28 protein-coding genes and 2 pseudogenes are annotated in these 26,139 nt (G+C 67.9%); 8 read left to right on the top strand and 22 right to left on the bottom strand.

Annotated features, from left to right (window positions below; genetic code table 11):
* Nucleotides 1–51 precede the first annotated feature (51 nt).
* The 3 genes and pseudogenes from yaaA to map form a co-directional block, all read right to left on the bottom strand.
* Nucleotides 52–819 carry a peroxide stress protein YaaA gene (yaaA, locus tag AC1RRR_RS13600; RefSeq protein ID WP_492813829.1) on the bottom strand — a complete coding sequence of 256 codons (768 nt, stop codon included), beginning with the start codon at nucleotides 817–819 and terminating at the stop codon, nucleotides 52–54.
* 191 nt (nucleotides 820–1,010) lie between these two features.
* Nucleotides 1,011–1,140 (bottom strand): annotated as a pseudogene (locus tag AC1RRR_RS13595) (hypothetical protein); the annotation flags it as partial.
* A 384-nt stretch (nucleotides 1,141–1,524) separates the two neighbouring features.
* Nucleotides 1,525–2,271, bottom strand: a complete 747-nt coding sequence (map, locus tag AC1RRR_RS13590) for a type I methionyl aminopeptidase (RefSeq protein WP_492813827.1) — start codon at nucleotides 2,269–2,271, stop codon at nucleotides 1,525–1,527.
* 78 nt (nucleotides 2,272–2,349) lie between these two features.
* Between map and AC1RRR_RS13585 the strand changes: the two genes are divergently transcribed.
* The gene (locus tag AC1RRR_RS13585) at nucleotides 2,350–2,673 is read left to right on the top strand and encodes a hypothetical protein (protein ID WP_492813825.1); all 324 of its coding nucleotides are present in this window, start codon (nucleotides 2,350–2,352) and stop codon (nucleotides 2,671–2,673) included.
* Here the strand turns inward: AC1RRR_RS13585 and AC1RRR_RS13580 are convergent.
* Genes AC1RRR_RS13580 through AC1RRR_RS13560 form a run of 5 tightly spaced genes read right to left on the bottom strand, consistent with a single transcriptional unit; the run spans nucleotide 2,648 to nucleotide 7,257 of the window.
* Nucleotides 2,648–4,057 (bottom strand): FAD-binding oxidoreductase, encoded by a 1,410-nt coding sequence (locus AC1RRR_RS13580; RefSeq protein WP_492813823.1) that lies wholly within the window; start codon nucleotides 4,055–4,057, stop codon nucleotides 2,648–2,650. The genes AC1RRR_RS13585 and AC1RRR_RS13580 overlap by 26 nt on opposite strands.
* Nucleotides 4,058–4,084: 27 nt before the next feature.
* Complete coding sequence (locus AC1RRR_RS13575) at nucleotides 4,085–4,408, bottom strand: 1-deoxy-D-xylulose-5-phosphate synthase (protein WP_492813821.1); 324 nt, start codon at nucleotides 4,406–4,408, stop codon at nucleotides 4,085–4,087.
* A 4-nt stretch (nucleotides 4,409–4,412) separates the two neighbouring features.
* Nucleotides 4,413–5,390: an L-threonylcarbamoyladenylate synthase gene (locus AC1RRR_RS13570; RefSeq protein ID WP_492813819.1), complete on the bottom strand. Its 978-nt coding sequence runs from the start codon at nucleotides 5,388–5,390 to the stop codon at nucleotides 4,413–4,415.
* Nucleotides 5,321–6,595 carry a YceI family protein gene (locus AC1RRR_RS13565; protein WP_492813818.1) on the bottom strand — a complete coding sequence of 425 codons (1,275 nt, stop codon included), beginning with the start codon at nucleotides 6,593–6,595 and terminating at the stop codon, nucleotides 5,321–5,323. The genes AC1RRR_RS13570 and AC1RRR_RS13565 overlap by 70 nt, the downstream gene beginning before the upstream one ends.
* 29 nt (nucleotides 6,596–6,624) lie before the next feature.
* A complete protein-coding gene (locus tag AC1RRR_RS13560) occupies nucleotides 6,625–7,257 on the bottom strand; it encodes a YceI family protein (RefSeq protein ID WP_492813816.1) in 633 nt (210 codons plus the stop codon).
* A gap of 197 nt (nucleotides 7,258–7,454) precedes the next feature.
* Between AC1RRR_RS13560 and AC1RRR_RS13555 the strand changes: the two genes are divergently transcribed.
* Together AC1RRR_RS13555 and AC1RRR_RS13550 are read left to right on the top strand one after the other, a co-directional pair.
* On the top strand, nucleotides 7,455–9,212 hold the full coding sequence (locus AC1RRR_RS13555; RefSeq protein WP_492813815.1) for an acyl-CoA dehydrogenase family protein: 1,758 nt from the start codon (nucleotides 7,455–7,457) through the stop codon (nucleotides 9,210–9,212).
* 45 nt (nucleotides 9,213–9,257) lie between these two features.
* Nucleotides 9,258–9,350: pseudogene (locus tag AC1RRR_RS13550) on the top strand (hypothetical protein); the annotation flags it as partial.
* 10 nt (nucleotides 9,351–9,360) lie between these two features.
* Here the strand turns inward: AC1RRR_RS13550 and AC1RRR_RS13545 are convergent.
* Nucleotides 9,361–10,338, bottom strand: a complete 978-nt coding sequence (locus AC1RRR_RS13545; RefSeq protein ID WP_492813813.1) for an alpha/beta fold hydrolase — start codon at nucleotides 10,336–10,338, stop codon at nucleotides 9,361–9,363.
* A gap of 127 nt (nucleotides 10,339–10,465) precedes the next feature.
* Here AC1RRR_RS13545 and AC1RRR_RS13540 point away from each other — a divergent pair, with 127 nt between their 5' ends.
* Nucleotides 10,466–10,912: a MarR family winged helix-turn-helix transcriptional regulator gene (locus AC1RRR_RS13540; protein WP_492813811.1), complete on the top strand. Its 447-nt coding sequence runs from the start codon at nucleotides 10,466–10,468 to the stop codon at nucleotides 10,910–10,912.
* Nucleotides 10,913–11,061: 149 nt separating this feature from the next.
* On the opposite strand, the gene AC1RRR_RS13535 is transcribed toward AC1RRR_RS13540, so the two are convergent.
* Nucleotides 11,062–11,544 (bottom strand): peroxiredoxin, encoded by a 483-nt coding sequence (locus tag AC1RRR_RS13535; protein ID WP_492813809.1) that lies wholly within the window; start codon nucleotides 11,542–11,544, stop codon nucleotides 11,062–11,064.
* A 129-nt stretch (nucleotides 11,545–11,673) separates the two neighbouring features.
* On the opposite strand from AC1RRR_RS13535, the gene AC1RRR_RS13530 reads away from it, so the two are divergent.
* Nucleotides 11,674–12,267 (top strand): YqgE/AlgH family protein, encoded by a 594-nt coding sequence (locus tag AC1RRR_RS13530; protein WP_492813807.1) that lies wholly within the window; start codon nucleotides 11,674–11,676, stop codon nucleotides 12,265–12,267.
* Between the two features lie 118 nt (nucleotides 12,268–12,385).
* Here the strand turns inward: AC1RRR_RS13530 and AC1RRR_RS13525 are convergent, their stop codons facing one another.
* The 12 genes from AC1RRR_RS13525 to coxB all read right to left on the bottom strand — a co-directional run bounded on the left by AC1RRR_RS13525 (nucleotide 12,386) and on the right by coxB (nucleotide 23,983).
* Entirely contained in the window at nucleotides 12,386–14,053 is a 1,668-nt protein-coding gene (locus tag AC1RRR_RS13525) for a putative bifunctional diguanylate cyclase/phosphodiesterase (RefSeq protein WP_492813806.1), read from the bottom strand.
* 32 nt (nucleotides 14,054–14,085) lie between these two features.
* A complete protein-coding gene (locus AC1RRR_RS13520; RefSeq protein ID WP_492813804.1) occupies nucleotides 14,086–14,664 on the bottom strand; it encodes a GNAT family N-acetyltransferase in 579 nt (192 codons plus the stop codon).
* Nucleotides 14,665–14,681: 17 nt separating this feature from the next.
* Nucleotides 14,682–15,941 (bottom strand): M16 family metallopeptidase, encoded by a 1,260-nt coding sequence (locus AC1RRR_RS13515; protein ID WP_492813802.1) that lies wholly within the window; start codon nucleotides 15,939–15,941, stop codon nucleotides 14,682–14,684.
* 46 nt (nucleotides 15,942–15,987) lie between these two features.
* Nucleotides 15,988–17,385 carry a threonine synthase gene (thrC, locus tag AC1RRR_RS13510; protein ID WP_492813800.1) on the bottom strand — a complete coding sequence of 466 codons (1,398 nt, stop codon included), beginning with the start codon at nucleotides 17,383–17,385 and terminating at the stop codon, nucleotides 15,988–15,990.
* Nucleotides 17,385–18,071: an SURF1 family protein gene (locus AC1RRR_RS13505; protein ID WP_492813798.1), complete on the bottom strand. Its 687-nt coding sequence runs from the start codon at nucleotides 18,069–18,071 to the stop codon at nucleotides 17,385–17,387. The genes thrC and AC1RRR_RS13505 overlap by 1 nt, the downstream gene beginning before the upstream one ends.
* Nucleotides 18,064–18,441, bottom strand: a complete 378-nt coding sequence (locus AC1RRR_RS13500; protein WP_492813796.1) for a DUF983 domain-containing protein — start codon at nucleotides 18,439–18,441, stop codon at nucleotides 18,064–18,066. The genes AC1RRR_RS13505 and AC1RRR_RS13500 overlap by 8 nt, the downstream gene beginning before the upstream one ends.
* A 72-nt stretch (nucleotides 18,442–18,513) precedes the next feature.
* Nucleotides 18,514–19,386 (bottom strand): cytochrome c oxidase subunit 3, encoded by an 873-nt coding sequence (locus tag AC1RRR_RS13495; protein WP_291877769.1) that lies wholly within the window; start codon nucleotides 19,384–19,386, stop codon nucleotides 18,514–18,516.
* A gap of 69 nt (nucleotides 19,387–19,455) precedes the next feature.
* Nucleotides 19,456–20,112, bottom strand: coding sequence for a cytochrome c oxidase assembly protein (locus AC1RRR_RS13490; RefSeq protein ID WP_454713796.1), 657 nt, complete (start codon nucleotides 20,110–20,112; stop codon nucleotides 19,456–19,458).
* A complete protein-coding gene (locus AC1RRR_RS13485; RefSeq protein ID WP_492813794.1) occupies nucleotides 20,093–20,242 on the bottom strand; it encodes a cytochrome c oxidase system small membrane protein in 150 nt (49 codons plus the stop codon). Before AC1RRR_RS13485 ends, AC1RRR_RS13490 begins: the two co-directional genes overlap by 20 nt.
* Nucleotides 20,239–21,246 carry a heme o synthase gene (gene cyoE / locus AC1RRR_RS13480; RefSeq protein ID WP_492813792.1) on the bottom strand — a complete coding sequence of 336 codons (1,008 nt, stop codon included), beginning with the start codon at nucleotides 21,244–21,246 and terminating at the stop codon, nucleotides 20,239–20,241. Before cyoE ends, AC1RRR_RS13485 begins: the two co-directional genes overlap by 4 nt.
* Before the next feature lie 102 nt (nucleotides 21,247–21,348).
* Nucleotides 21,349–23,013: a cytochrome c oxidase subunit I gene (ctaD, locus tag AC1RRR_RS13475; RefSeq protein WP_492813791.1), complete on the bottom strand. Its 1,665-nt coding sequence runs from the start codon at nucleotides 23,011–23,013 to the stop codon at nucleotides 21,349–21,351.
* A gap of 22 nt (nucleotides 23,014–23,035) precedes the next feature.
* On the bottom strand, nucleotides 23,036–23,983 hold the full coding sequence (coxB, locus tag AC1RRR_RS13470) for a cytochrome c oxidase subunit II (protein WP_492813789.1): 948 nt from the start codon (nucleotides 23,981–23,983) through the stop codon (nucleotides 23,036–23,038).
* Between the two features lie 404 nt (nucleotides 23,984–24,387).
* Here coxB and AC1RRR_RS13465 point away from each other — a divergent pair, with 404 nt between their 5' ends.
* Genes AC1RRR_RS13465 through AC1RRR_RS13455 form a run of 3 tightly spaced genes read left to right on the top strand, consistent with a single transcriptional unit; the run spans nucleotide 24,388 to nucleotide 26,111 of the window.
* The gene (locus tag AC1RRR_RS13465; protein ID WP_492813788.1) at nucleotides 24,388–24,714 is read left to right on the top strand and encodes a PadR family transcriptional regulator; all 327 of its coding nucleotides are present in this window, start codon (nucleotides 24,388–24,390) and stop codon (nucleotides 24,712–24,714) included.
* Nucleotides 24,711–25,274, top strand: coding sequence for a DUF1700 domain-containing protein (locus AC1RRR_RS13460; protein WP_492813786.1), 564 nt, complete (start codon nucleotides 24,711–24,713; stop codon nucleotides 25,272–25,274). Before AC1RRR_RS13465 ends, AC1RRR_RS13460 begins: the two co-directional genes overlap by 4 nt.
* 18 nt (nucleotides 25,275–25,292) lie before the next feature.
* Nucleotides 25,293–26,111 carry a GIN domain-containing protein gene (locus tag AC1RRR_RS13455; RefSeq protein WP_492813785.1) on the top strand — a complete coding sequence of 273 codons (819 nt, stop codon included), beginning with the start codon at nucleotides 25,293–25,295 and terminating at the stop codon, nucleotides 26,109–26,111.
* Nucleotides 26,112–26,139: the final 28 nt, after the last annotated feature.

Below are 26,139 nucleotides of genomic sequence, written 5' to 3'. Positions count from 1 at the left end.
AGCTCGCCATTGCGAGAGGCGAGCCCTTATTAAATTCATCGATAGATGAAATTATGGCTGCGGGCGAGCAAAAACCCAGTCGGCCTCGGTCGAGAGATCGGCGCGGAAGCCGTAGCCATCCAGGTTGAAGCTTTTCAGCCCCTCGGCCCGGTCGACGCGATTGTCGATGGCGTAGCGCGCCATGCGGCCGCGCGCCTTCTTGGCGAAGAAGCCCAGCACCCGCAGTTCGTTGCCCTTCTCTTCCTTGAAGTGGCAGGTGACGACCGGCAGCTTCAGGGCCTTGGCGTCGACGGCGCCGAAATATTCCTGGCTGGCCAGGTTCACCAGCGTCGGGTCGGTCTGGCCCTCGGCGGCGGCATTCAGGGTCTTGGAGATCGTCTCGCCCCAGAAGTCGTAGAGGTTCGAACCCTTCTTGGTCTTCAGCCGCGTGCCCATCTCCAGGCGATAGGGCTGCAAGGCGTCGAACGGGCGCAGCACGCCGTACAGGCCCGACAGGATCCGCAGGTGGTCCTGCGCCCACTCCAGGGCCGGGCGGTCCAGCTCGCGAGCAGCCAGGCCGCCATAGACGTCGCCATTGAAGGCGATGACGGCCTGCAGGCCTTCCTCGACCTCGGAATCGAAAGCCTGGAACCGCTCGCGGTTCAGCTTGGCCAGGGCGTCGGAGATGTGCATCAGCCGCTTCAGGTCGGCGGCCGTCAGCTTGCGCGCGACCTTGGCCAGTTCGGCGATCTGGGCCTTGAGCTCAGGCGTCGTCAGGGGCAGGGCCTGGGCGGGCGCGGTGAAGTCCAGCGACTTGGCGGGCGAGATGACCATCAGCATGGGCGGGGAGATAGAGGGTTCCAGGCGGCTTCGCTAGCCGGGCGCGTACGGAGGTGGACATGACGGCGCCGCTTCACGCGGCAGACCGCTGAAGATGGAAAGGGATGCGGAGCGCCGGACGACGTCCGGAGTGTGAGTAGTTTGATACCGTTTCGACGAAGCCAGACGCTCCGCGCGATCGTTATCCGCCAGCGTCCCGTCAGGTGGCCCTGTTCAGGCCTTACCGGGAGCCAGGCTTTCGCGTTTCCGCTGAAGCCCGGCGATCGAAGAAGGCGAGCCAAAAATGGCTAAGACACACCCCTTTGCCTTCGACCACGCCAGCGGCGGGCGGGTTCAGCCAGCACGCTGAAGCCCCGGACCGTCCGAGTATCCCCCTCGGACCTTCACCGCTCGATCACACCCCGCCGCCACAACGGTCGCTGGCCGTGCGCCCTTTCCTCGCGACGAGGTGGGATCATTGTCCAGCGGTTCTGAGCGCGGATCATTCGAAGGCGCGTAAAATCGACAAGCGATTGATTTCGCTCAAGTCGATCTCGCGAACGCCGAGGATAGAGGCCGGTCAACGCTCATAGATCCTCCCCCTTAGCGGGGGAGGTGTCGGCGCGTAGCGACGACGGAGGGGGAAGAAACCGGGCCAGGACAACGACCCCCTCCGGCGCTCCGCGCCACCTCCCCCGCTAGGGGGAGGATCTATGGGCGCGGTCGCTAAACCAGCGTCAGCACCAGCGGCCCGTTCTTCGTCGCGACCAACGTGTGCTCGTACTGCACCGTCGCCTGGCGCTGGGGCGGGCGCAGGGTCCAGCCGTCGTCCAGTTCCTCGACCCAGTCGGCGCCCAGCGACAGGAAGGGCTCGATGGTGAAGACCAGGCCTTCGGGAATGGTGCGGCGGTCGCGCGGCTCATACCAGGTGGGGATCTCGCGCGGATCGTCGTGCAGCGAGCGGCCGACGCCGTGGCTGGCCAGGTTGCGGACCAGGCTGTAGCCGTTCTTGTCGGCGAAGGTCTCGATCGAGCGCCCGATCTCGTTCAGTCGGGCGCCGGGCTGCACCGCCTTGATGCCGGCCCACATCGCCCGCCGGCCGTCGCGGCACAGGCGCTCGACGCGTTTGGTCACCGGCGGCACCGCGAAGCTGGCGCCGGTGTCGCCGAAATAGCCGTTCAGCTCGGCCGAGACGTCGATATTGATCAGGTCGCCGGCCTTGACCACCGTGTCGCCGGGGATGCCGTGGGCGCAGTCGGGCCCCACCGAGATGCAGGTCGCGCCCGGGAAGTTGTAGGTCAGCTCCGGCGCCGAGCGCGCGCCTTCCTTTTCCAAGAGGGCGCGGCCGATATCGTCCAGCTCGCGGGTGGTCATGCCGGGCTCCAGGGCCTCGCCCATGGCCGCCAGGGTGCGGGCCACCAGATTGCCGACCGTGCGCAGCTTCTCCAGCTGGTCTTCGTTCTCGATGGTCATGGCGGGGGTCTCCTTAAGAGGCACGATGTCGGCTTAGATAGGTTGGCGCAACGCCCCCGTCCCGGCTATCAGCGGGGAATGAGCAACACCCTGGGCCTGCTGGCCGCCCTCCTCTGGCCGCTTCCGATGTTCGTGGCCGTGTTCTTCGTCCTGCGTGACAGGACGTTGAAGCACCGCATCGTGTTCGCGGTGGTGTCGTTCGTCGGCGTCGGGGCGTTCTGGATGGAACAGTCGAGCGGCAGGTGGGGCTTCGTGCCGATGGCGATCAGCCTGATGCCCAGCATGCAGCCGGGCTTCTACAAGGCCACGATCCCCGCTGGCGCGTTCGCCGTGCTGGGCGTGCTGTTCCTGCGCGCCCGCAAGCGTGCGGCGGTTGCTAAAACAGCACCCTCGGATTCATGATCCGAGCCGGGTCCAGCGCCCCTCGGATCGCGCGCAGGGCCGCGACCTCGATCGGGTCCTTGTAGGTCAGGGCCTCGGCCGTCTTCATCGCCCCCAGGCCATGCTCGGCGCTGATCGAGCCCGAGAAGGTCGCGGTGATGTCGTGGACGATCTTGGCGCCGGCCTCGCGCTGGGCCTCATGGGCGTCGCCGTCGCCGCCGACCGGCTGCAGCACGTCGTAATGGACATTGCCGTCGCCGACATGGCCGAAGGCGACGATGCGCGTGCCGGGGAAGGTCTTCTCGATCGCGGCGTTGGCCTGGCCGATGAAGTCGGGGATCTTGGAGACCGGCACGCTGACGTCGTGCTTCCACACCGTCCCTTCGGGCTTCTGGCCGGCCGAGTGACCTTCGCGGATGTGCCAGAAGGCCTTCATCTGGGTTTCGGTCTGGGCCACCGCCGCATCGGCGATCAGGCCCCGCTCCAGGGCGCCGGCCAAGAGCCGCTCCAGCGCCGCCTCGGCCGCGCCGGGCTCGCCGCTGGCGATCTCGATCAGCACGTACCAGGGATGGACGTCGGGCAGCGGATCGCGCAGGCCCGGCACGTTGCGGACGGTCAGCTCGAAGCCCAGGCGGCCCATCAGCTCGAAAGCCTCGACCGCGCCGCCGGTCTCGTCTTTTGCCCGCGCCAGCAGCTGGATGGCGTCGGCCGGCGAGGCCAGGCCCACGATCGCCACGGCCCGCGAGGCCAGCAGCGCATGGAGCTTCAGGCTGGCGGCGGTGACCACGCCCAGCGTGCCCTCGGCCCCGATCAGCAGCTGCTTGAGGTCGTAGCCGGTATTGTCCTTGCGCAGGCGCTTCAGGCCCTTCCAGATCTCGCCATTGGGCAGCACGGCCTCGATGCCCAGCACCTGCTCGCGCATCATGCCGTAGCGCAGGACGGCGGTGCCGCCGGCATTGGTCGAGATCAGACCGCCGATCGTGCACGAGCCTTCCGAGGCCACGCCGACAGTGAAGCGGCGGCCGACCTTGGCGGCCTGCTGATGGGCCTCGTACAGGGTGACCCCGGCCTCCAGCACCATGGCGTCGTCGATCGGGTCGACGTCGCGGATGGCCGTCAGCTTCTGGGTCGACAGCAGGATCTCGCCGTGCGGGATCTGGCCGGCGACCAGCCCGGTATTGCCGCCCTGGGGCGTGATCGCCACGCCCTCGGCCGCGCAGATGCCCACCACGGCGGCGACCTCGGCGGTCGATCGCGGCGTGACCAGCAGCGGCGTCTCGCCCTTCCAGCGGCCACGCCACTCGACCAGCTTGGGCGCGATCACCTCGGGATCCTGGCTCCAGCCGCCCTCGCCGAGCACGGCTTTCAGGCGGGAGACGACATCGGCGGGAACGGGCTTGGTCATGGCGCGCAGTATAGGCGTCTCGCGGGCCTAGCCCAAGGCCGGGTCGGGCAGGCCGCGGATGTCGCGCCAGTATTCCTCGCGCACATTGTCGTCGATCACGGCCGGATCGCCCGCGCCCTTGAAGAGCCGGTCGGCGCCGTCCTTGCGCGCCCGGGCGATCCAATACGCATGGCCGGTCACGCTGTCCTGGAAGTTGGCCTTCAAGCCCGAGTGGCGCAGCGCGAAGAACGTCTGTCCGGCATAGTGCAGGGTCTCGCCGCTCTTGGACGAGACGACCCGCCCGATCCGCGCCGGCCCGTTGATACCCTTGGACTTGTCCTCGACGTACATGATCCGGGTCTTGCTCTTCATCGGCTTATCCTACGAAGCCGGCGGCGCGGCGCAGCCGGTCATTGATCGCTTCGCCCAGGCCGTCTTCCGGGATCGGCGCGACGGCGATGGCCGAGGGGCGCAGACGGTCGGCGGCGCGCAGGTACGCGAAAAGGTTGGCGGCGGCTTGGGCGAGATCGCCGGCCGGGCTGAGATTGAAAACGCGCGGACTCTCGGGCCAGTCGCCGAACGCCAGATAGGCCTCGCCGGCCTCGGGCGTCTTGGCGTTGATCCGCACTGGCGCGTCGGGGGCGTAGTGCAAAGCCAGACGGCCCGGCGAGCGCTTGGCGTCGTCATCGGCTTCCGCCAGCGGGCCGACGATCTGCTGCAGCTGCACGCGAGTGACGGCGCCGGGCCGCAGCAGGCGGGGATAGCCGTCCAGCACCGAGACGACGGTGGACTCCAGACCCACCGCGCACGGCCCACCATCCAGGATGGCGGCGGCCTTGTCGCCGGTCTCGGCGACGGCGTCGGCGAAGGTGGTCGGGCTGGGCCGGCCCGAGCGGTTGGCTGAAGGGGCCACGACCGCGCCGCCGAACGCTTCCAGCACCGCGTGCGAGACCGGATGGCCCGGCACCCGAATGGCCACGGTGTCCAGACCCGCACGGGCCAGATCACAGACGGCTGATGTGTCCTTGATCGGCGCGACGATGGTCAGAGGACCGGGCCAGAATTCGCGCGCCAGGGCATAGGCGCGATCGTCCAGATCGGCGATCCGCGCGGCGGTCTCCAGGTCGGCGACGTGGGCGATCAGCGGGTTGAAGCGCGGGCGGCCCTTGGCCTCGAAGATCGCCGCCACGGCCGCCGGGTTGGAGGCGTCGGCCCCGAGCCCGTAGACCGTCTCGGTCGGCAAGAGCACCAGCCCGCCGGCGCGCAGCGCGTCGGCGGCCGCCGCTATTTCTTCTTGGCGGTGATCGCGAAGCTGACCTTCACCTTCGCCGCGATTTCGTCCGTCGACGCCCATTCGCCCTGCCCAACTCCAAACGTCGTCCGGTCCAGGGTCGTTACACCCCGCGCGGTCGCCGTGTCGCCGTCGATCTTCAGGGTGAAGGGCAGGCTGAGCGGCTTTTTCACGCCGCGCAGGTCCAGGGTCCCGTCGGCGACGAACTTGCCCTCGCCGGTCTTGCGGAACTTGGTCGCCGTGAAGGTGGCCTTCGGGTGCTCGGCGGTGTCGAAGAAGTCGCCGCTGGGCAGGCTCTGGTCGCGCTGGTCGTCGCCGGTGGCGGCCGAAGCCATGTCGATGCTCACCGTGACCTTCGAGCGGTCCAGGGCTTCCGGCGAGAACAGGATGTCGGCGCTCCAGGTCTTGAACCGGCCCTCGATGCCGCTGCCCGACCACGAGGCGGTGAAGGTCAGGGTCGAGCTCTTCTGGACGGTCCAGGCGACCGGGTCCTTCAGAGCGGATTCGGCCGGCGCGGGTGCCTCGGCGACGGGCGCTGCAGTGTCAGCCGGCGCCGGCGCGGCGACGGAAGCGGGCTCCTCGATGGGCGCGGGGCCCGGAGCGGGCGCGGCCTTCACGGCCGGCATGTAGAGGTAGCCGGCGGCGACGACAGCAGCCAGCCCCGCCGCGGCCAGCCACAGGCGCGGCTCCTTGATCCCCGGCTTGGCGCCGGCGGCCATGTGGCCGAACACTTCGTCGCGATCCAGGATCTGGTGCTTGGCCACCGCGCCCAGGTGCAGGAGCAGCAGCAGGTAGGTGGTCTTGACCAGCACGCCGTGACCCAGCTCGCCGGCCTGGTGCCAGGCGTGCTTGGCCCCGGCCGCCAGCTCGGGCAGGCCCGGGATGTGCGGCCACGGCACGGTCCCATACAGCAGGGTCGGGATCGGCACCCGGCTGGTCGAGACGATGATCCAGCCCGTCACCGGCAGGCCGATCATGATCACGTAGAAGCCCCAGTGCACGACGTGAGAGGCGATCTTCTCCCACTTCGGCTGGCCCTCGGGCGGGGCCGGCGGCTTGTTGAACAGCCGCCAGGCCAGCCGCGCCAGGCTGAGCAGCAGGATGGTGATGCCGATCGACTTGTGCAGCTGGAACAGGGCGTAGGTGGTCGGGCCCTTAGGCCCGTCGCCCATCCGCCAGCCCAGGATGATCTGGAAGATGATGGCCGCGGCGATCAGCCAGTGAATGACGATCGCCACCGTCGTGTAGCGCGTACGGCTCGCGGCCATGGACATCTCCCAGATCCCTTAGGTCAGGCTTACTTCTTTTCGAACTCGACTTCGATGTTCAGCGTGACGTCGTCGCCGATCAGCGGGGCGTACTTGCCGACGCCGAACTCCGAACGCTTGATCGTCGTCGAGGCCGAGAAACCCGTGCGGGTCTGCAGCGGGATCATGCCCGAACCGACGCCGTTGAAAATGACGTCCAGGATCACGGGCTTGGTCACGCCGTGGAAGGTCAGGTCACCGGTCACCGAGCCGTGCTGGCCGTCACCGACATTGATGGCGGTCGAGACGAAGGTGATGGTCGGGTATTTGGCCGCTTCCAGCCAGCCGTCGCCGATCAGCTCCTTGTTGAACTTCAGGCCGAAGGCGTCAGCGCCCGTGGCGGTGTCCAGCGAGGCCGGGTCGATCGTCACGTTGATCTTCGAGGCTTCCGGAGCCTTGGGATCATAGTGGAAGTCGGCGTCCAGCTTGGTGAAGCGCAGGGTGTAGTTCGAGAAGCCCATGTGCTTGAGCTTGGCGGTCAGCACGGCGTGGGTCTTGTCGAGCAGGTAGTGGCCGGCGGGCAGGTCGGCCGGCTTGGTCGAGGAGACGCCCGGCGCGGCCAGCGCGGCGGGGGCCGTGAAGAGAGCAACGGCGAGCGCCGCATAGGCGTAGGGACGGATCATCGGGGAGGAAGCTCCAGTTAAAACTAAAACAGCAGCAGTTACTGTTTCCCCGAGTTAGGAACTCCACCGTGGGATGGAAGGGCCCGGCGCCCGCCATGCGATCACGAGACCGTGATCTTGCACAGAAAGCCGCGAGCGGCTTGGCGACGTAACGTCACCCTCCCTAAACAGGCCGCGACCGTCTGGAGTTTTTCGGCATGACCTACCGCGCGCCCGTTCGTGACCTTGCCTTCTCGCTGCGCCATGCGGCGGATTTCGGGCGGCTGGCCGACGCCTTCCCCGAAGCCGACGCCGACACGGTGGCGGCCGTGCTGGAAGCGGCCGGCGCTTTCGCCGCCGACGTGCTGGCCCCGCTGAACCGCCAGGGCGACCTGGTGGGCGCCAAGCTGGAGAACGGCGTGGTCCGCTGCGCGCCCGGTTTCGCGGACGGCTACAAGCAGTTCGCGCAAGGCGGCTGGGCCAGCCTGGCCGCGCCGGTCGAGCATGGCGGCCAGGGCTTGCCCAAGACGCTGGAGGTGGCGGTGCTGGAAATGGTCCAGGCCGCGAACATGGCCTTCGGCCTGTGCCCCATGCTGAGCCTGGGCGCGATCGAGGCGCTGGAGCACCACGGCTCCGACCACCAGAAACACCTCTACCTGCCGCGCCTGGTCTCGGGCGAGTGGACCGGCACCATGAACCTGACCGAACCTCAAGCCGGTTCGGACCTGGCGGCCCTGACCACGGTGGCCACGCCGGACGGTGACGGCGGCTGGAAGATCACCGGCCAGAAGATCTTCATCACCTGGGGCGACCACGACGCCGCCGACAACATCATCCACTTGGTGTTGGCCCGCACGCCCGACGCCCCTCCCGGCGTGAAAGGCATTTCGCTGTTCCTGGCGCCGAAGGTGCTGGTCAATGAAGACGGCTCGCTGGGCGAGGCCAACGGCGTGCGGGTCGGCGGGCTGGAGCACAAGCTGGGCATCCACGGCTCGCCCACCTGCGTGATGCTGTTTGAGGGCGCCAAGGCCGAACTGGTCGGCGGCCTGGGGGCGGGCCTGCCCAACATGTTCACGATGATGAACGCCGCGCGGCTCCAAGTCGGGACGCAAGGCACCGCCATCGCCGAGCGCGCTTATCAACAGGCGCTGGCGTTCAGTCAGGAACGCGTCCAGGGCCGCTCGGCGTGGACCGGCGCCAGCCCCAGCCGGATCTTCGACCATCCGGATATCCGCCGCACGCTGGTGCTGATGAAGGCCCATATCGAGGCCGCGCGCGGCATCTGCCTGTCGACCGCCGTCGCCGCCGACCTGTCGCGCGCCGCCTCGGACGAAGCGACCCGCACGGCCGCCAAGCTGCGCGAGGAACTGCTGACCCCGATCGCCAAGGCCTGGTCGACCGATGTCGGCGTCCAGGTCGCCTCGCTGGGCGTGCAGATCCACGGCGGCATGGGCTTCATCGAAGAGACCGGCGCGGCCCAGCACTATCGCGACGCCCGCATCGCCCCGATCTACGAAGGAACCAACGGCATCCAGGCCATCGACCTGATCGGCCGCAAGCTGATGCTGGGCGAAGGCCAGGCGGTCGGCGACCTAATGGACGACATCCGCGATACGATCGAGATCCTGGTCGCTGGCGACCTCAAGGCCGTCGGCCTGCGCCTGGAAGCGGCCCTGAACGCGGCGGCCTCGGCCACCGCCTGGCTGATCGAACGCCGCACGAAGTCGATGCCGGACGCGCTGTCTGGGGCCACGGCCTATCAAAAGTTGCTGGGCGACGTGGTCGGCGGCTGGATGCTCGCCAAGGGCGCCCTGGCGGCCGACGGCGAGGCGGACGCGGCGTGGGCGGAGAGCAAGCGGGCCCTGGCGCGGGTGTTCGCCGAAGCGGTTCTGGCCCAGGTTCCGGGCGCGGCGGCCGGGGTGATGATCGGGGCCGAGGACTTCGCGGCGATGACGCCTGAGGTTCTGGGGGCTTAGTCCCCAACACCAGAACCGTCATCCCGCGCTTCATGCGCGGGACCCATGGTTCAGCTTTCACGTGAGAGCTTGAATTGGCTCCGCACCTGCGGCGGACAAATGGGTCCCGCGCACAAGGCGCGGGATGACGGGTGGGTTAGGTCGCGAACTACGCCTTGAAGAACGCCAGCAGGTCGGCGTTGATCACCTCCGGGTGCGTCGACGCCATACCGTGCGGCAGGCCCGGATAGGTCTTCAGCGTGCCCTTCTTGACCAGCTTGATGGCCAGGTGAGCGCTGTCGGCGATCGGGACGATCTGGTCGTCTTCGCCGTGCATGATGAAGACCGGGACGTCGACCTTCTTCAGGTCGTCGGTGAAGTCGGTCTCCGAGAACGCCTTGATGCAGTCGTAGTGGGCCTTGGCGCCGCCGGTCATGCCCTGGCGCCACCAGTTGTCGATCAGGCCCTGGCTGACCTTGGCGCCCGGACGGTTGAAGCCGAAGAACGGACCTTCAGGGATGTCGCGGAAGAACTGGGCGCGGTTGGCGACCAGGGCGGCGCGGAAACCGTCGAACACCTCGATCGGCAGGCCGCCCGGATTCTTGGCCGACTTGACCATCACCGGCGGCACGGCGCCGATCAGCACCACCTTGCCCACACGGCCCGGCTTGGCGCGGGCGGCGTAGTGGATGGCTTCGCCGCCGCCGGTCGAGTGGCCGACGTGGAAGGCGTTCTTCAGGTCCAGGTGGTCGGCCAGGGCGATGACGTCGGCCGCGTAGGTGTCCATCTCGTTGCCGCTGTCGGTCTGGGTCGAGCGGCCGTGGCCACGGCGGTCATGGGCGATGACGCGATAGCCCTTCAGCAGGAAGAACATCATCTGGGCGTCCCAGTCGTCGGCCGACAGCGGCCAGCCGTGGTGGAACACGATCGGCTGGGCGTCCTTGGGACCCCAGTCCTTGTAGAAGATCTGGACGCCGTCCTGGGTAGTGATGAAGCCGCTTTCGGCGCGGTTCGCGGCGTGCGGCGTGGTGGCAGCCTTCGGGGTCGCGGCCTGGGCGCTCTGACCCAGCGAGGCGGCCGCCACGGCGGCGAGACCGAAGCCGGCGGTCATCACGCCGCGACGGGAAGCTTGGTTCGACTGGCTCATGGATCAACCCTCATCTCTTGTCTGCGATAATTGTTATCGCGATAATGAAAAGTGTCATAGGCCGGCTGCGACAGCGTGTCCACCATTTTCTTTATCGCGATATCCTTTTTCGTGGTAAGAAGGATCCATGACGACCAAGACCCCCGCTCCGCGCCCGCTGGATCAGCAGATCTGCTTCACGCTGTATGCGACCAGCATGGCCATCACCCGCGCCTACAAGCCCCTGCTGGACGCGCTAGGCCTGACCTATCCGCAGTACCTGGTGCTGAACGTGCTGGGCGAGGCTGGCGAAGGCGTCACCATCGGCGGCATCGCCGAGCGGCTGGACCTGGAATCCAGCACCGTGACCCCCCTGGTCAAACGCCTGGAGGCCGCCGGCCTGGTCGCGCGGCGGCGCGGGCTCGAGGACGAGCGCCGGGTCGAGGTGACGATGACGGAGGCTGGACGGGCTCTGCTGGGCCAGTCGGGATGCCTGAACGACACGCTGCTGGAGCGGTCCGGCATGGAAGGCGAGGACCTGGGGGCGCTCAACAAGCGGATCCAGGCGCTGCACGAAGCGATCGTGCAGGGATAGCGCCGCCAAGATCCTCTCCCTAGCGGGAGAGGTGTCGGCCCGAAGGGACGACGGAGAGGGAAGAAACCGGCTCAGCCCGCTTCTTCCCCCTCCGGTCGCTTCGCGACCACCTCCCCCGCTAGGGGGAGGGTCTAAGACGGCTCAGCCGCTTACAGCTGTTCCAGCAGGTACTCGGCCGACGAGACCTTGAACTGGCCGGCTTCCTCGATGTTCAGCTGGGTCACGACGCCGTCCTTGGCGATCAGCGAATAACGCTGCGAGCGGCCGCCCATACCGAACTTCGAACCGTCGAAGTCCAGGCCGATCGTGCGGGTGAAGTCGCCATTGCCGTCAGCCAGCAGCAGCACTTCGCCATCGATGCCCTGGTCCTTGCCCCAGGCCTTCATCACGAAGACGTCGTTGACCGAGACGCAGGCGATGGTGTCGACGCCCTTGGCCTTCAGCTCGGCGGCCTTCTCCTTGAAGCCCGGCAGGTGCTTGGCCGAGCAGGTCGGGGTGAAGGCGCCGGGGACGGCGAACAGGGCGACGGTCTTGCCCTTGAAGATGTCGTCGGTGGTCAGCGGGGCCGGCCCTTCGGCCGTGCTGGTCATGAAAGTCGCCGCGGGCAGCGTGTCGCCAACCTGGATCGCCATGGGCCGTGTTTCCTCGTGTGTGCGATTGAATTGCGCTTGATCGCATATCCCTCACCGAGGGCGCCGCCAAGCACGCATTCATAACGTCTGCGACTTGAAACCGTCACGTCGAAAGCCAATGCTCTCTTCATGGCCAGCTTCATCGACGAAGAAGACGACGACGCGGACTTTCTGACGGGCCGACTGCTGGTCGCCATGCCAGGAATCGAGGATCCGAGGTTCGAGCGCACGGTCCTCTACCTGTGCGCCCACGACGAGGAACAGGCCATGGGCCTGGCGGTGAACCGCCCCGTCGATGGCCTCACCGTCTACGAACTGCTGGACCGGCTGGGCGTGAAGTCCGACATCCAGGCGCCGGGCGACCTCGTCCTGCTTGGCGGGCCGATCGAGCGCGAGCGAGGCTTTGTCCTGCACACCGACGACTTCAACTCGCCGGAGTCGACCGTGCCGGTGGCCGACGGCTTGGGCCTGACCGCCACCCGCGACGTGTTGGACGCCATGGCCAGCCGCATGCGCCGCCCGCGTAAGGCGATCCTGGCCCTGGGTTATGCCGGCTGGGGTCCGGGACAGCTGGAGCAGGAGCTGCGCGACAACATCTGGCTGATCTGCGACGCCGACGAGGGCATCCTGTTCGACGAGGACCACGAGCACAAATGGACCCGGGCCCTGGCCAAGCTGGGGATCACCGCCGACCACCTGTCGGCGACGGCGGGCCGGGCTTAGAGACCCTCTCCCCGAGGGAGAGGTGTCGGCGCAGCCGACGGAGAGGGAAGAGGCCGGCTCAGCAGCACTTCCCCCTCCGGCCTTCGGCCGCCTCCCCCGCTGGGGGGAGGGTCTGGAATTAGCCCCGTGCCTTCACCGGCGCGGCGCCGTCCACATAGGCCTCGTTCAGATAGACCTCGGCTTCCTGCGGCGACAGGGCCGGCGCGTAGCCGAAGCCCTGGCCATAGTCGCAGCCCAGCGACTGCAGGGCGCGGGCCATCTCGGCGTTCTCGACGCCTTCGGCGACGACTTCCAGGTCCAGGTCCTGGCCCAGCTTGACGACCGAGCGGACGATCTTGGCCGAGCCGGCGTTGCCGCCCATGGTGCGGACGAAGTAGCGGTCGATCTTCAGCGTGTCGAACGGCAGGCGCGTCAGATACGACAGCGACGAGAAGCCGGTGCCGAAGTCGTCCAGCGCCAGGCCGGCGCCCGCGTCGCGCAAGGTCTTCAGGATCACGGCGGCCCGCTCGGGATCGCGCATGATGTCGCTTTCGGTGACTTCCAGCTTCAGGGCGCCGCGCGGCAGACGGTTGACGCGCAGGGTCTCGGCCACGTCGGCCACCAGGCCCGGACGATCGATCTCGCCGGTCGACAGGTTCACGCTGACGGTCAGCGCGCCCATCGCCGGATGCGCATCGCGCCAGGTCGCCAGCTGCTTGGCGGCGGTGTGCATCATGTGCGCGCCCAGCTCGCTCATCAGCCCCATCTCTTCGATCAGGGGGAGGAACTCGTCGGGCGGCAGCATGCCCCGGCGCGGATGGATCCAGCGGGCCAGGGCCTCGAAGCCCGACAGCGCGCCCGTCGACAGGCGCACCACGGGCTGGAAGTAGGGCATGATCTCGCCGCGTGCGATGGCGCCGCGCAGGTCGGCTTCCAGGGCCAGGCGCGAGAGGCCGTCGGTCTCCATTGAGCGGCCGTAGGCGGCGGCCCCGCCACGGCCGGCCGAGGCGGCGGCCTCGACGGCCAGCTCGGCGCGACGGATCAGCTCGCAGGCGTCCGGCGCGTCCAGGCCGCCCTCGGCCGAGACCGCGCCGATCGACAGCGTCGGGTGGATGTCGAAGCCGGCCACGCGCAGCGGCTGCTCCAGGGCCGAGCGCAGCATGTCCGCCGGCTCATAGCCCTGCGGTTCGCACAGCACGGCGAACTCGTCCTCGCCGATGCGGCCCAGCAGGGCGTCGGACGGGAAGGCGGCGGCCAGGCGCGAGCCCAGGGCGGCCAGGACGAGGTCGGCGCGCTCGTGGCCCAGGGCCTCGTTCAGGCGGCGCAGGCGATCCAGGTCGGCGACGACCAGCTCGTGCATGCCGTCCTGGCCCAGGCGCTCGCGGGCGCGGGCGACGAAGCTGCGGCGGTCGAGCAGGCCCGTGAGCTCGTCGCGCTCGGAGGCGGAGAATTTCGTTTCGGGGGCGACGACGCCGGCGGCGCGGACGCCCTCCTCCAGCCACACGCCCCGCCAGAGGCAGGTCTCGCCGCCGCGTACGCGGAAGCGGGCGACCACTTCGCAGCCGGGCTCACGAACCTTGAGGACTTCTTCGGCCTGGGCGCGGTCTTGCGGCAGGGCCAGGGCGCGGAAGGCGGCGGACGAACATTCCGGGGCCAGCGGACCCAGGCCCAGGGCGCGCGCCGCGCCGTTCAGGCGCAGGCGGTCGGCTTCGGGCTCCCAGATCCACAGCGCGACATCGGCCCCGCCCAACGCTTCAAGCGTGGCGGTGGTGTCCCAGATGCGTCGCTCACCGGTACGAAAAGACATGCCCGTCCCAAACTCTCGGCCGGGGCCACCCGCTACTCGGGCGCGACCATGCCGAACAGACGATGATCTCGCCAACCGCCGTTAATTTTCAAATAAGCGGGCGCATATCCCTCTTCGGAAAAGCCACATTTCAGCAAAAGCGCGGCCGAAGCGTGGTTTTCCGGCATGCATGCGGCCTCAAGTCTATGGAGACCCAGACCGGCGAAAGCAAAGCGGATCAAGGTCTCTACGGCGTCGCGCATGTGACCTTGGCGGGTGAAGGGCTGGCCGATCCAGTAGCCGACCGAGCCGGTCTGGGCGACACCACGCCGCACGTGGAAAAGCCGCAGGGCGCCGACCAGGGCGTGGTCTTCGCGGCGGAAGATGAAGAACGGATAGGCCTCGCCCAGCTCCAGCTCGCGGGCATAGGCCGACAGGCGGGCGCGGAAGGCGGCGCGGGTCAGGTCGTGCTCGGGCCAGGTCGGCTCCCAAGGCTCCAGGAACGGCCGGGACTTGGCGCGCAGGGCCGCCCAAGCCCGATGGTCGCCCGGACGCGGCGGCCGCAGATAGACGGCGTTGCCCTCCAGCTGCAGACGGGGGCGGGTCTTCAGGAACGGCAGCAAGGCATTCACGGCCGCACCTTCTAAACTCAGGCCAGAGCCTTGGAGAACGCCTCACCGGCCTTCAGGGCCGACTTGGCGCCCAGCACGGCGGTGGCGGCCTGGCCGGAGAGCAGGCGCTGGCCCAGGCGGGCGACGTCGGCGGGGGTGACCGCATCGACCTCGGCGGCCAGCTCCGCCGGCGGATACAGGCGGTCGAACAGCAGGACCTGCCCGGCGCCCTGCTCGGCGCGGGCCAGGGGCTGCTCGCGCGCCATGAACATGTGGGCCTTCAACTGGGCCTTGGCGCGGGCCAACTCGGCGTCGTCGATCTTGGCGGCCAGCTTGACCAGCTCCTCGGCGCAGACCTTGGCGGTCTCGACCGCGTCGCCGGCCGCGCAGCCGGCATAGATGCCCAGCGCGCCGTGGTCGGCATAGGTGTCGGCATAGGCGTCGATATTGTAGGCGAGGCCGCGCTTCTCGCGCGCTTCCTGGAACAGGCGCGAGGACATGCCGCCGCCAAGCGTCTCGGCGAAGATGCGCAGGGCGAAATAGTCGTCATGGCGCGAGCCGCAGGCCGGCAGCATGAACACCAGATGCGCCTGCTCCAGCTTGCGGGCCTCGGCCTGCGGGCCGCCGATGAAGGTCGCCGGCTGCGGGACCGTTGCGCCAGCCGTCGCCGGCAGGTCGCCGAAGGCGCGCTCGGCGGCGGCCATCAGTTCGGCCTCGTTCACCGCGCCCGTGGCGCTGACCACCAGGCGGTCGGCGGCGTAGACCTGAGCGCGCCAGTCGGACAGGGCCTCGACGCTGGCCGCGTCGACGGTCTGGTCGCTGCCCAGGATCGGACGGCCCACCGGGTGGTCGCCCCAGCTGGCGCGCTGGATCAGGTCGAAGACGTAGTCGTCGGGCGCATCGGCGGCCTCGGCGATCTCCTGTTTCACCACCTGCTTTTCGCGGGTCAGGTCGGCCGGGTCGAAGGTCGGGCGGCGCAGCAGGTCGGCGATGACGTCCATGCCCAGATCCAGGCCGCCCTTGAGCGCGCGGACCTGGAAGCTGGTGCGCTCGTAGCCCGTGGCGGCGTTGATCGAGCCGCCCTGGTTCTCGATGACCTCGACGATGTCGCGCGCCGAACGGCCGCCCGCGCCCTTGAACACCATGTGCTCGAGCAGGTGCGACCAGCCCGACCGCGCCGGATCCTCGTAGGCCGCTCCGCGTCCCGCCACGACCGTCAGGGCCAGGGTTTCAAGGCCCGGCATCGGGTCACAGACGACGCGGACGCCGTTGGGGAGGGTGCGAAGAGTGGTCGTCATGTGGCGCGGTATCTAGGCGCGCTTGAGCCTAAATACCAGTCCCGCCTCAAGTATTGGCCGCGAAGGTCCGCACGAACGCCTTGATCGACGAACCGTCGGCGGGCAGGCGCTCGAACTTCTCCGGCTTCTTGGAGAGGTCGGGCGTGGCGCGCGGCGTGCTCGGCAGCAGGCCCGTGGCCGCCTGGACGGCCTCAGGGAACTTGGCCGGATGGGCGGTCGACAGCACCACGACCGGGACCGAGGCCGGGACATCGACGCCCTGCGCGGCGGCCAGGCCGACGGCGGTGTGCGGGTCGATGACCTCGCCGGTCTCGTTCAGGGTCGAGAGCATGGTCTTGGCGGTGTCGGCCTCGCTGACCGCCGCGCCGCGGAACAGCTCGCGCATCCAGGCGTGGGCGCCCGGCGGGATGTCCAGCAAGCCCGTGTCGGCGAAGGCGCGGAAGGCGCGGCCCGTCTCAGTGCCGTCGCGGCGGACGGCCTCGAAGTACAGGCGCTCGAAGTTGCTGGCGACCTGGATGTCCATGGCCGGGCTCTGGGTGGCGGCCACGGCGCCGCGCGAATAACGGCCGGTCTCCATGGCGCGGGCCAGGATGTCGTTGGAATTGGTGGCGGCGGTCACCGAGTGGATCGGCAGGCCCAGCTTCTTGGCCACGAAGGCGGCATAGGCGTCGCCGAAATTGCCGGTGGGGACCACGAAGGCGACTTCGCGCTCGGGCGCGCCCAGGGCGACAGCCGAGGTGAAGTAATAGACGCTCTGGGCCGCGATCCGCGCCCAGTTGATCGAGTTGACGCCCGACAGGTCCACGGCATGGCGGAACTGGTCGTCCTGGAAGGCCTGCTTGACGATGGCCTGGCAGTCGTCGAACGAGCCCAGCACCGAGATGCAGGCCACGTTGCCGTCGACGGCCGTGGTCATGAACCGGCGCTGCACCTCGCTGATGCGGCCTTCCGGGAAGAGGGCGACGATGCGGGCGTTCTTGCGGCCCCGGAACGCCTCGACGGCCGCGCCGCCGGTGTCGCCCGAGGTGGCGCAGATGATGGTCATCTTCCGCGACTGGCGCTCCAGCACGTAGTCGTACAGGCGACCCAGCAGCTGCATCGCAACATCTTTGAAGGCCAGGGTCGGGCCGTGGAACAGCTCCAAGAGGTAGCGGTTCGAGGTCAGTTGCTTGACCGGGACGACAGCCGTGTGGGCGAAGGTGGCGTAGGCCTCCTCGCACATGTGGGCGAGGTCGTCCTTGGGGATGTCGTCGCCCACGAACTTGCCGACCACGGCGGCGGCCACCTGGGCGTAGGGCTTGCCCGCGAAGCCGGCGATCTCGGCTTTCGTGAAGCTGGGCCACTCGGAGGGCACGTACAGGCCGCCGTCGGGGGCCAGGCCGGCCAGCACCGCATCCAGGAAGCCGATGGACGCGGACTGGCCGCGGGTCGACACGTAGCGCATCAGGGTCTCAATCTCCGCCAGAGCATGGCGGCATAGATAAACAGCAGGGTTACGGCAAGACCGAACCACGTCAGAGCGTATTCCAGGTGCCGATTGGAAATTTCTGCCGGCAGCGGCGCGGGGGTGATTTCCGCCGGCGCCGGGGTCTCGCGCTCGGCCATCAGCACCAGCGGCGCGGGCTTGCGGCCGGGGTAGCGGGCGAACACCTGGGCGCGGTCGCCGCCCATCTGCTTGATCGGCGTCAGCACGCCGATGACCTGGCGCGGGCCGGCGAAGGCCTTGGCCGGCGCCTGGACCTGACCGGTCAGGCCGGGCACGACGCCACGATCGACCAGGATCAGGTCATAGCCGCCCGCCTGGATCCCGCAGGCCGCCTGGGCGCGCCAGACCATGTCGCCGTCGCGGACGCCGTAGGCCAACGGCAGCGGCGCGCCCGGAACGTCGGTGCAGTCGACGCTGACCCGCTCCCAGGCCAGGTCTTCGGGCTTAGCGCTGGCGGTCAGCACGCTGGCCAGCGGCACGGCGGGCGCGGTCTTCAGCTTCTCGACCCGGGCCAGCAGGTCTTCCTTCCAATGCAGGCGCTGCATCTGCCAGCCGCCCAGGCCGCACAGGATGGCGAACGAGACGCCCGTGGCGATCGTCAGGCCGATCGGGAAGCCGGGTTTCTTCGGGGTGGGCTCAGACATCGGCGCGACCCGCTTCAGAGGCCTTCTGGGCGATCTGAGCGGCGACCATCAGGCCCTTGGCCGGGCGCATCAGGCCCAGGGTGATGACCAGCACCGCCGGCAGCCAGACGATCAGCAGCAGCCACACCGGCCAGTTCCAGGCGAACATCGAAAACAGCGCCCCGAACGCGCAGACCGTGCCGGCGATCAGGATCACGAAGGTCGCCGCGCCGTCGCCGGTCTGGAACTTGCCCAGCTCGAAGCCGCAGGCTTCGCAGGTCTGGGCCACCTTCAGGAAGCCCTCGAACAGATAGCCCTCGCCGCAGTGGGGGCACAGGCCGCGCGCGCCGGCGGCGTAGGGGTTGGTCTTGCTTGAGGGGATGGGGGTCATCAGCACAGGGACCTAAAACGAAAAAGGCCCGGAACGCTGGTCTGCGTTCCGGGCCCCTCTGGATCTTTGGATCTAGTGGGCCGAGGCCCCGAAGATCACGTAGATGAACGCGAACAGGAACAGCCAGACCACGTCCACGAAGTGCCAGTACCAGGCCGCCGCTTCGAAGCCGAAGTGCTGCTTGGGCGTGAAGGCGCCGTTCAGCAGGCGGATCAGGCACACGATCAGGAACAGGGTGCCGACGAACACGTGGAAGCCGTGGAAGCCGGTGGCCAGGAAGAAGGTCGAACCGTACAGGCCCGAGTTCGCCGCGGCTTCCGAGTAGAACAGCTGCTCGTGGTTGATGTGGGCGTATTCATAGACCTGGATGCAGGTGAACAGCGCGCCCAGCAGGATGGTCAGGATCAGGCCCCACTTGGCGCCCTTGCGGTCGCCGACCTGCAGAGCGTGGTGCGCCCAGGTGACGGTCGTGCCCGAGAGCAGCAGGGTCAGGGTGTTGACCAGCGGCAGGTGCCAGGGCGAGACGGTCTCGACGCCGGCGGGCGGCCAGGTGGCCCAGGCGGTGCGGACTTCTTCGATGCCCGACAGGGTGCGGTGATGATGGAACAGCGCCATCTCGAAGAACATCCAGAACCACGCCACGAAGAACATCACTTCCGAAGCGATGAACAGGATCATGCCGTAGCGCAGGCCGATCGAGACGACCGGGGTGTGGTCGCCGGCCTTGGCTTCCTTGGCCACGTCCGACCACCAGCCGAACATGGTGTAGAGCACGCCCGCGAAGCCGGCCGCGAAGATGGCCCAGTTGCCCTTCTCGATGCCGAACACGCCGCCCTTGATCCAGCCGATAAGGCCAATCGCCATGACGGTCGCGGCCATCGAGCCGACGAACGGCCACGGGCTGGGCGGAAGGATGTGGTAGTCGTGTTTGACGGCGCCGGCCATGTTGCTGCTAACCCTTATATCCCTCTGATCACGTCGCCGGTTCCCCCCGCGACATGGTCGTTGTGAACGCTATAGCCCTCTCGACGGTGCGCCGCCAAGGGGTTCCACGATACGAGGCGTCGCCGTGGCGGCGACTTTTTTGTTCTTATCGTCCTCGACGGCCGGGAAGAACGTGTAGCTGAGCGTGATCTCGTTCTTGCCCTTGGTCTCGGGATCGTCCGCGAATTGGGGATCCACGAAATAGACGACCGGGAATTCCACCGTCTGGTGGGGCTGGATCGTCTGGCTGGAGAAGCAGAAGCACTCCAGCTTCTGGAAGTACGGACCCGCCGATTCCGGCACCACATTATACAGCGCCCGGCCGGTCTGCGGCTTGTCGGTGGGGTTGGTGACCTTGAAGAAGGCCAGGCCCGTATCCCCAATCCGGATGTCCTGGCTGGCCTGCAGGGTCTGGAACTGCCACGGCAGGTCGCGGATGTTGGCGTCGAAGCGGATGGTGACCTTGCGGTCCAGGATCTTGGTCGGGGCGGCCTGCGCCTTGCGCACCGTGCCGTCGAAGCCGGTGGCCTGGCAGAACAGCTTGTACAGCGGCACGGCGGCATAGGCCGCGCCGATCATGCCGAAGAACGCCGCCGCGCAGATCAGCGCCACCTTGCCGTTGCGGCGGGCGGCCAGCTCCTGCGGGGTGAGCTCCGAATCGGGCTTCTTAGTGCGGGTGCGCGACATTGCCGCCGAGCCTCACGAGGGTGACCACGAACACCAGCAGGACGAAGGCCACCAGACCCAGGGCGAGCGCGATGTTGCGCCCGTTCCGCGCCTTCTTGGCGGCTTCGTTGTTGTCGACCGGTTGATTCACTTGAGCAGCTCCAGGGCGTGCACGTTGGCCACGGCCTCGCCCAGCAGGGCGGCGAACAGGGCGAAGAGATACAGGATCGAGAAGGCGAACAGGTTGCGGGCGGCTTTCGAGCCGGCGGCCTTTTCGTCCTCGGTGACTTCGTACAGAGCCCGGTCGGCCACGCGCGGGTCGGCCGCGTCGCCGGCCTTGCTGGCGAACACCCGCCAAGCCAGGATCAGGAACACCGTCCCGCCCAGCGCTGCCACGGCCAGGTAGATCGGGCCGCCCAGACCGGTCAGCACCGGCGACAGGCAGATCGGGATCAGCAGCAGGCTGTAGAGCAGGATCTGCTTGCGCGTCTCCTTGGCGCCCTTGACCACCGGCAGCATCGGCACGCCGGCCTTGGCGTAGTCGGTGGTGACGTACAGCGACAGCGCCCAGAAGTGCGGCGGGGTCCAGAAGAAGATGATGGCGACCATCAGCCAGGCGTTCAGCGGCGCGTGGCCCGTGGCCGCGGCCCAGCCGATGGCGGGCGGCAGGGCGCCGGCCAGGCCGCCGATGACGATGTTCTGCGCCGTCCAGCGCTTGAGCCACATCGTGTAGACGACGGCGTAGAAGACGATGGTGAAGGCCAGCAGGGCGGCCGCGAACCAGTTGATCGCGAAGCCTAGGAACATCACCGACAGGATGGACAGGACGACGCCCAGCGAGGCGGCCTCCTCGCCCTTGACCTTGCCGGCGGGCACCGGGCGGCCGCGCGTGCGGCGCATCTGCTGGTCGATGTCGGCGTCGTACCACATGTTCAGCGCGCCCGAGGCCCCGGCCCCGACGGCGATGCACAGCACCGCGATGGCGCCCAGCACGGGATGGATAGGCGCGCGGGCGGCCAGCAGGCCCGTCAGGCCCGTGAACACCACCAGCGACATGACGCGCGGCTTCATCAGCTGGAAGTAGTCCTTCCAGCTGGCGGTCTGCGTGGTGTCGGGCGCAGCGGTCTCCGAGGTCATGGCGAGGGTCTTCGACATCGAGGGGAATATATCGGTCTGAATGGGCGAAGGGCGCGGCCTGGACCCTTAAGGATCCCCGCCGCGCCCCCGCTTTAGGTCCGGATTGAGCCGGAAGTCAGCCTAGTGGTGGCTGTCTTCCTTGATCACCGGCGGTTCGCTGAACTGGTGGAACGGCGGCGGCGACGACAGCGTCCATTCCAGCGTCGTGGCGCCTTCGCCCCACGGGTTGGCGACGGCCGGGCGACGACGGATCGCGGCTTCCAGCAGCAGGATCAGGAACACGCCCACGCCAGCGGCGGTGATCATGTAGCCGACCGACGACACGTAGTTCCACTTCGCGAAGGCTTCCGGATAGTCGACGTAGCGACGCGGCATGCCTTGCAGGCCCAGGAAGTGCTGCGGGAAGAACACCAGGTTCACGCCGACGAACATGATCCAGAACTGCAGGCAGCCCAGGAACTCGTTGTACTTCACGCCCCACATCTTCTCGAACCAGTAGAAGAAGCCGGCGAAGATGGCGAACACCGCGCCCAGCGACAGCACGTAGTGGAAGTGGGCGACGACGTAGTAGGTGTCGTGCAGGCTGTAGTCGATGCCGGCGTTCGACAGGACGACGCCCGTCACGCCACCGACGGTGAACAGGAAGATGAAGCCGATCGCCCACAGCATGGGCGTCTTGAACTCCAGCGAGCCGCCCCACATCGTGGCGATCCAGCTGAAGATCTTCACGCCCGTCGGGACGGCGATGATCATCGTGGCGGCCACGAAGTAGGCGCGCAGGTTGATGCTCATGCCGACCGTGTACATGTGGTGCGCCCACACGACGAAGCCGACGAAGCCGATGGCGACCATCGCGTAGGCCATCGCCAGGTAGCCGAAGACCGGCTTCTTGGAGAAGGTCGAGACGATGTGGCTGATGATGCCGAACCCGGGCAGGATCAGGATGTACACTTCCGGGTGACCGAAGAACCAGAACAGGTGCTGGAACATGACGGGGTCGCCGCCGGCGGCCGGGTCGAAGAAGTGGGTGCCGAAGTTACGGTCGGTCAGCAGCATGGTGATGGCGCCGGCCAGGACGGGCAGCGACAGCAGCAGCAGGAAGGCGGTGATCAGCACCGACCAGGCGAACAGCGGCATGCGGTGCAGGGTCATGCCCGGCGCGCGCATGTTGAAGATCGTGGTGATGAAGTTGATCGCGCCCAGGATCGAGCTAGCGCCGGCCAGGTGGAGCGACAGGATCGCCAGGTCCATGGCCGGACCCTTGTGACCGATGGTCGACAGGGGCGGATAGATCGTCCAGCCGCCACCGAAGCCGTGGCCCGGGCCGCCGTCGACGAACATCGAGCTGACCAGCAGGATCCAGGCGGCGACCAGCAGCCAGAACGAGATGTTGTTCATGCGCGGGAAGGCCATGTCCGGCGCGCCGATCATGATCGGCACGAACCAGTTGCCATAGCCGCCGATCATGGCGGGCATGACCATGAAGAAGATCATGATCAGGGCGTGGGCGGTGACCACGGCGTTGAAGCCGTGCTTGCCCTTGAAGACGCCGAGCTGGGCCAGCAGGCCGTTGTCGGTGAACACCTGGATGCCCGGGTGCATCAGCTCCCAGCGGATCAGGCCCGAGAGGAGGCCGCCCACCAGGCCCGCCATGATGGCGAACAGGATGTACAGCGTGCCGATGTCCTTGTGGTTCGTCGAGAAGAACCAGCGGGCGATGAAGGGCGGCTTGTGGTCGGCGTCGTCGTGACCGCCGTGGCCATGAGTGTCTGCGGCGTGAGCCATCGGACTTCTATCCTACGTAGTCTTAGGCCGCCGGCGCGGCGGGAGCCGCGGCCGGAGCGGAAGCGGGGGCGGCGGCCGGAGCCGAGGCGGGGGTCGCTGCAGCGGCAGCCGGAGCTGCGCCTTCGGCCGGAGCGGCCGGCGCGGCGGCCGGAGCCGGCGGAGCGACCTTTTCCTTAACCCACGCGTCGAACTGGGCCTGGGTCACGACCTGGATCTCGATCGGCATGTTCGAGTGATCGACGCCGCACAGTTCCGAGCATTGGCCGTAATAGACGCCGACCTTTTCGGCCTTGAACCAGGTTTCGTTCAGGCGGCCGGGGATGGCGTCGATCTTCAGGCCGAAAGCCGGAAGCGCGAAGGCGTGGATCACGTCGGCGCCGGTGACCTGCACGCGGACGACCTGGTTGACCGGGACGACCATCGCCTTGTCGGCGGCCAGCAGGTACGGGACCTTCTTGGCGTCGGCCTGTTCCTTGGTCAGGGGCAGCGACACGATCTCGCTGATCTTCTGGTCCGGATACTCGTAGCCCCAGTACCACTGATAGCCCGTGGCCTTCACGGTCATGTAGGGCTTGGGCATGTCGTTGTAGTGGAACAGCAGGCGGAACGAGAAGATGGCGATGACCATCAGGATCAGCACCGGGACCAGGGTCCAGATGATCTCGACCGTGGTGTTGTGGCTGAACTTGGCCGGAACCGGGTTCGCTTTCTTGTTGTAGCGCACCACGATCCAGATCAGCAGGCCCAGCACCAGCAAGGTGATGGCCGTGATGATCGGCATCAGGACCAGGTTGTGGAACTGGATCGCGTGGTGCTTCAGCTCGGAAGCGGCCGGCTGAAGGTCGATCGCCCCCGGCGTCGGCTGGCCCAGCAGATCTTCAGCGAGGGCATTCCCCGCGAACATCATCGTAGCGGCGAGGGCGGACGCGCCCGTCAAAACCCGCCGAATCCCCGAAAAATGCGCCTTCATATCCCTCACGGCCCGTTTCGGCGGCGAGTTGACCCAGGAATACCCAAGGCCGCGCCGCGCCGATTCTGCGTATTACGACCCCCGGGCCGGCCCTCTGCAATCGATGCTGCTCACAGGTGAGTCGCGCGTCGACGCCCAGTCCGCTCGATGGTCGGTCCGGAGGCTGCATACGCGCATCGCTAGCGGTTGCCAAGCGCCAGAGACCACGTGCGCGACATGGGATTGCCCGCTTTGCGTCACAAGGGCGGAGCTAGTTGCGAACCCCTCTCAACACCACCCCAAAAGTGGCGTTGGAGCGCCCCTCCAAAGCCCCAAGGATCATTACGCATTGTTCATTGATAGGTACCTTGTGATACCCAGTACCAGGCGGTAATTGGTAGTCATCAACGGAGGCCAAGGACGCCGTGCCGGAAACGATTGAGATCCAACTGAAGAAAGGCGTGCTGGCGCTGTGCGTGCTGGCCCTGCTCTCGCACGCCGACAGCTACGCCTACGAGATCGCCAGCAGGCTCACGAAGGACATCGATATGGGGGAAGGGACGATCTATCCGCTGATGCGCCGCATGCAGTCGGATGGGCTGGTCGAGACCTATCTGGTGGAAAGCCAGAGCGGTCCGCCGCGCAAATACTATCGCCTGACGCAGACCGGGCGTCAGAGCCTGGAACAGCAGAAGGCCGAATGGACCGCCTTCTCGACCGCGGTCAACGACATCGTGGGAGCTTCCGCATGACCCGCGCCGAGTTCATCACCCGCCTGCGTCGCGGCCTGGCTGGCCTGCCGGTCACCACGATCGCCGACATCGTCGCCGACCACGAGGCCCACTTCGCCGACGGCCAGGCCGCCGGCCGCACCGAGGCCGAGGTCGCCGCCGCCTTAGGCGATCCCGACCGCCTGGCCCGCGAAATGCGCGCCGAGGCCGGGCTGAAGTCCTGGGAAGAGAAGAAGACGCCGTCCAACGCCATGGGCGCGATCATCGCCCTGATCGGCCTGGGCGCGCTGGACGTGATGTTCCTGCTGCCCCTGCTGATGGGCGTGCTGGGCGTCCTGTTCGGCTTCCTGGTCGCCGTGGTGACCATGTTCGTCGCCGGCGGCTTCGTGTTCGCGGCCGGCCCGCTTACCGCCCCGCCCGGCGGCCCGATCACCGCCTTCCTGGCGGGCCTGGGCCTGATGGGCCTGGCCACCTGCTTCGGCGCCCTGCTGACGCTGGTGACCATCGGGGTCTTCAACGCGGTCGTCTGGTACGCCCGCCTTCACTACCGGCTGCTGAAGCCGGCCATCGAACAAGCCTGAGCGGAAGAGGAGGGGACCATGTTGATCCGCAATACGCTCATCGTCGCCGGGGCCAGCTTCGCGCTGTCCGTCGGTTGCTTCGCCGCGGTGGCGGCCATCGCCGGCCCGGAAATCATCAAGAACGGCTGGACCCTGCCCTTCGACGACAATGGCGAGACCGTCATCGTCCGCGAAGACGGCAAGGTGATCCGCTCGACCCGCAAGGTGACGGTCACCGGCCAGGCGACCTCGCCGCGCATCGACCGCACCCTGCCCTGGACGGGCAAGGACCAGCTGACTATCGACCTGCCGGTCGACGTGGTCTTCGTCCAGGGCGCCGAGGCTAAGGTCGTGGCGTCCGGCCCCAAGGACTACGTCAACCGCCTGCGGGTCGACGGCGGCCGCATCTTCCTGGATGGCGGCGACGGGGTCGACCACGACCGCGTGACCATCGACGTCCAGGGCCTGCGGATCGAAAGCGACTCCGAACGGGTGAAGATCACGGTCATCGCCCCGGACGTCACCCGCTTCGACATCCGCGGCTCGGGCGACCTGGACATCCGCCGCTACGACCATCCGGCCATCGGCGTCACGGTCAGCGGCAGCGGCGATGTCAATGCGACGGGCCGGGTCGAGGTGGCCACGGTCGACAATTCGGGCTCGGGCTACGCCAACCTGACCGACCTGAAGGCCAAGGACGCCGTCGTGGCGGTCTCGGGCAGCGGCGGCGGCGCGATCTTCGCCACGGGCAAGGCCAAGATCGACATCTCCGGCAGCGGCGACGTCGAACTGCGCACCGAACCCAAGTCGGTCAGCAGCGAGATCACCGGCTCCGGCGAAGTGCGCCGCGAGTATTGATCCGCTTGCGACAAAAGGGGCGGGGTGA

This window comes from Caulobacter sp. GW821-FHT12D05 (assembly GCF_058807295.1).
This window is presented reverse-complemented; position numbering and strand designations above follow the sequence as displayed.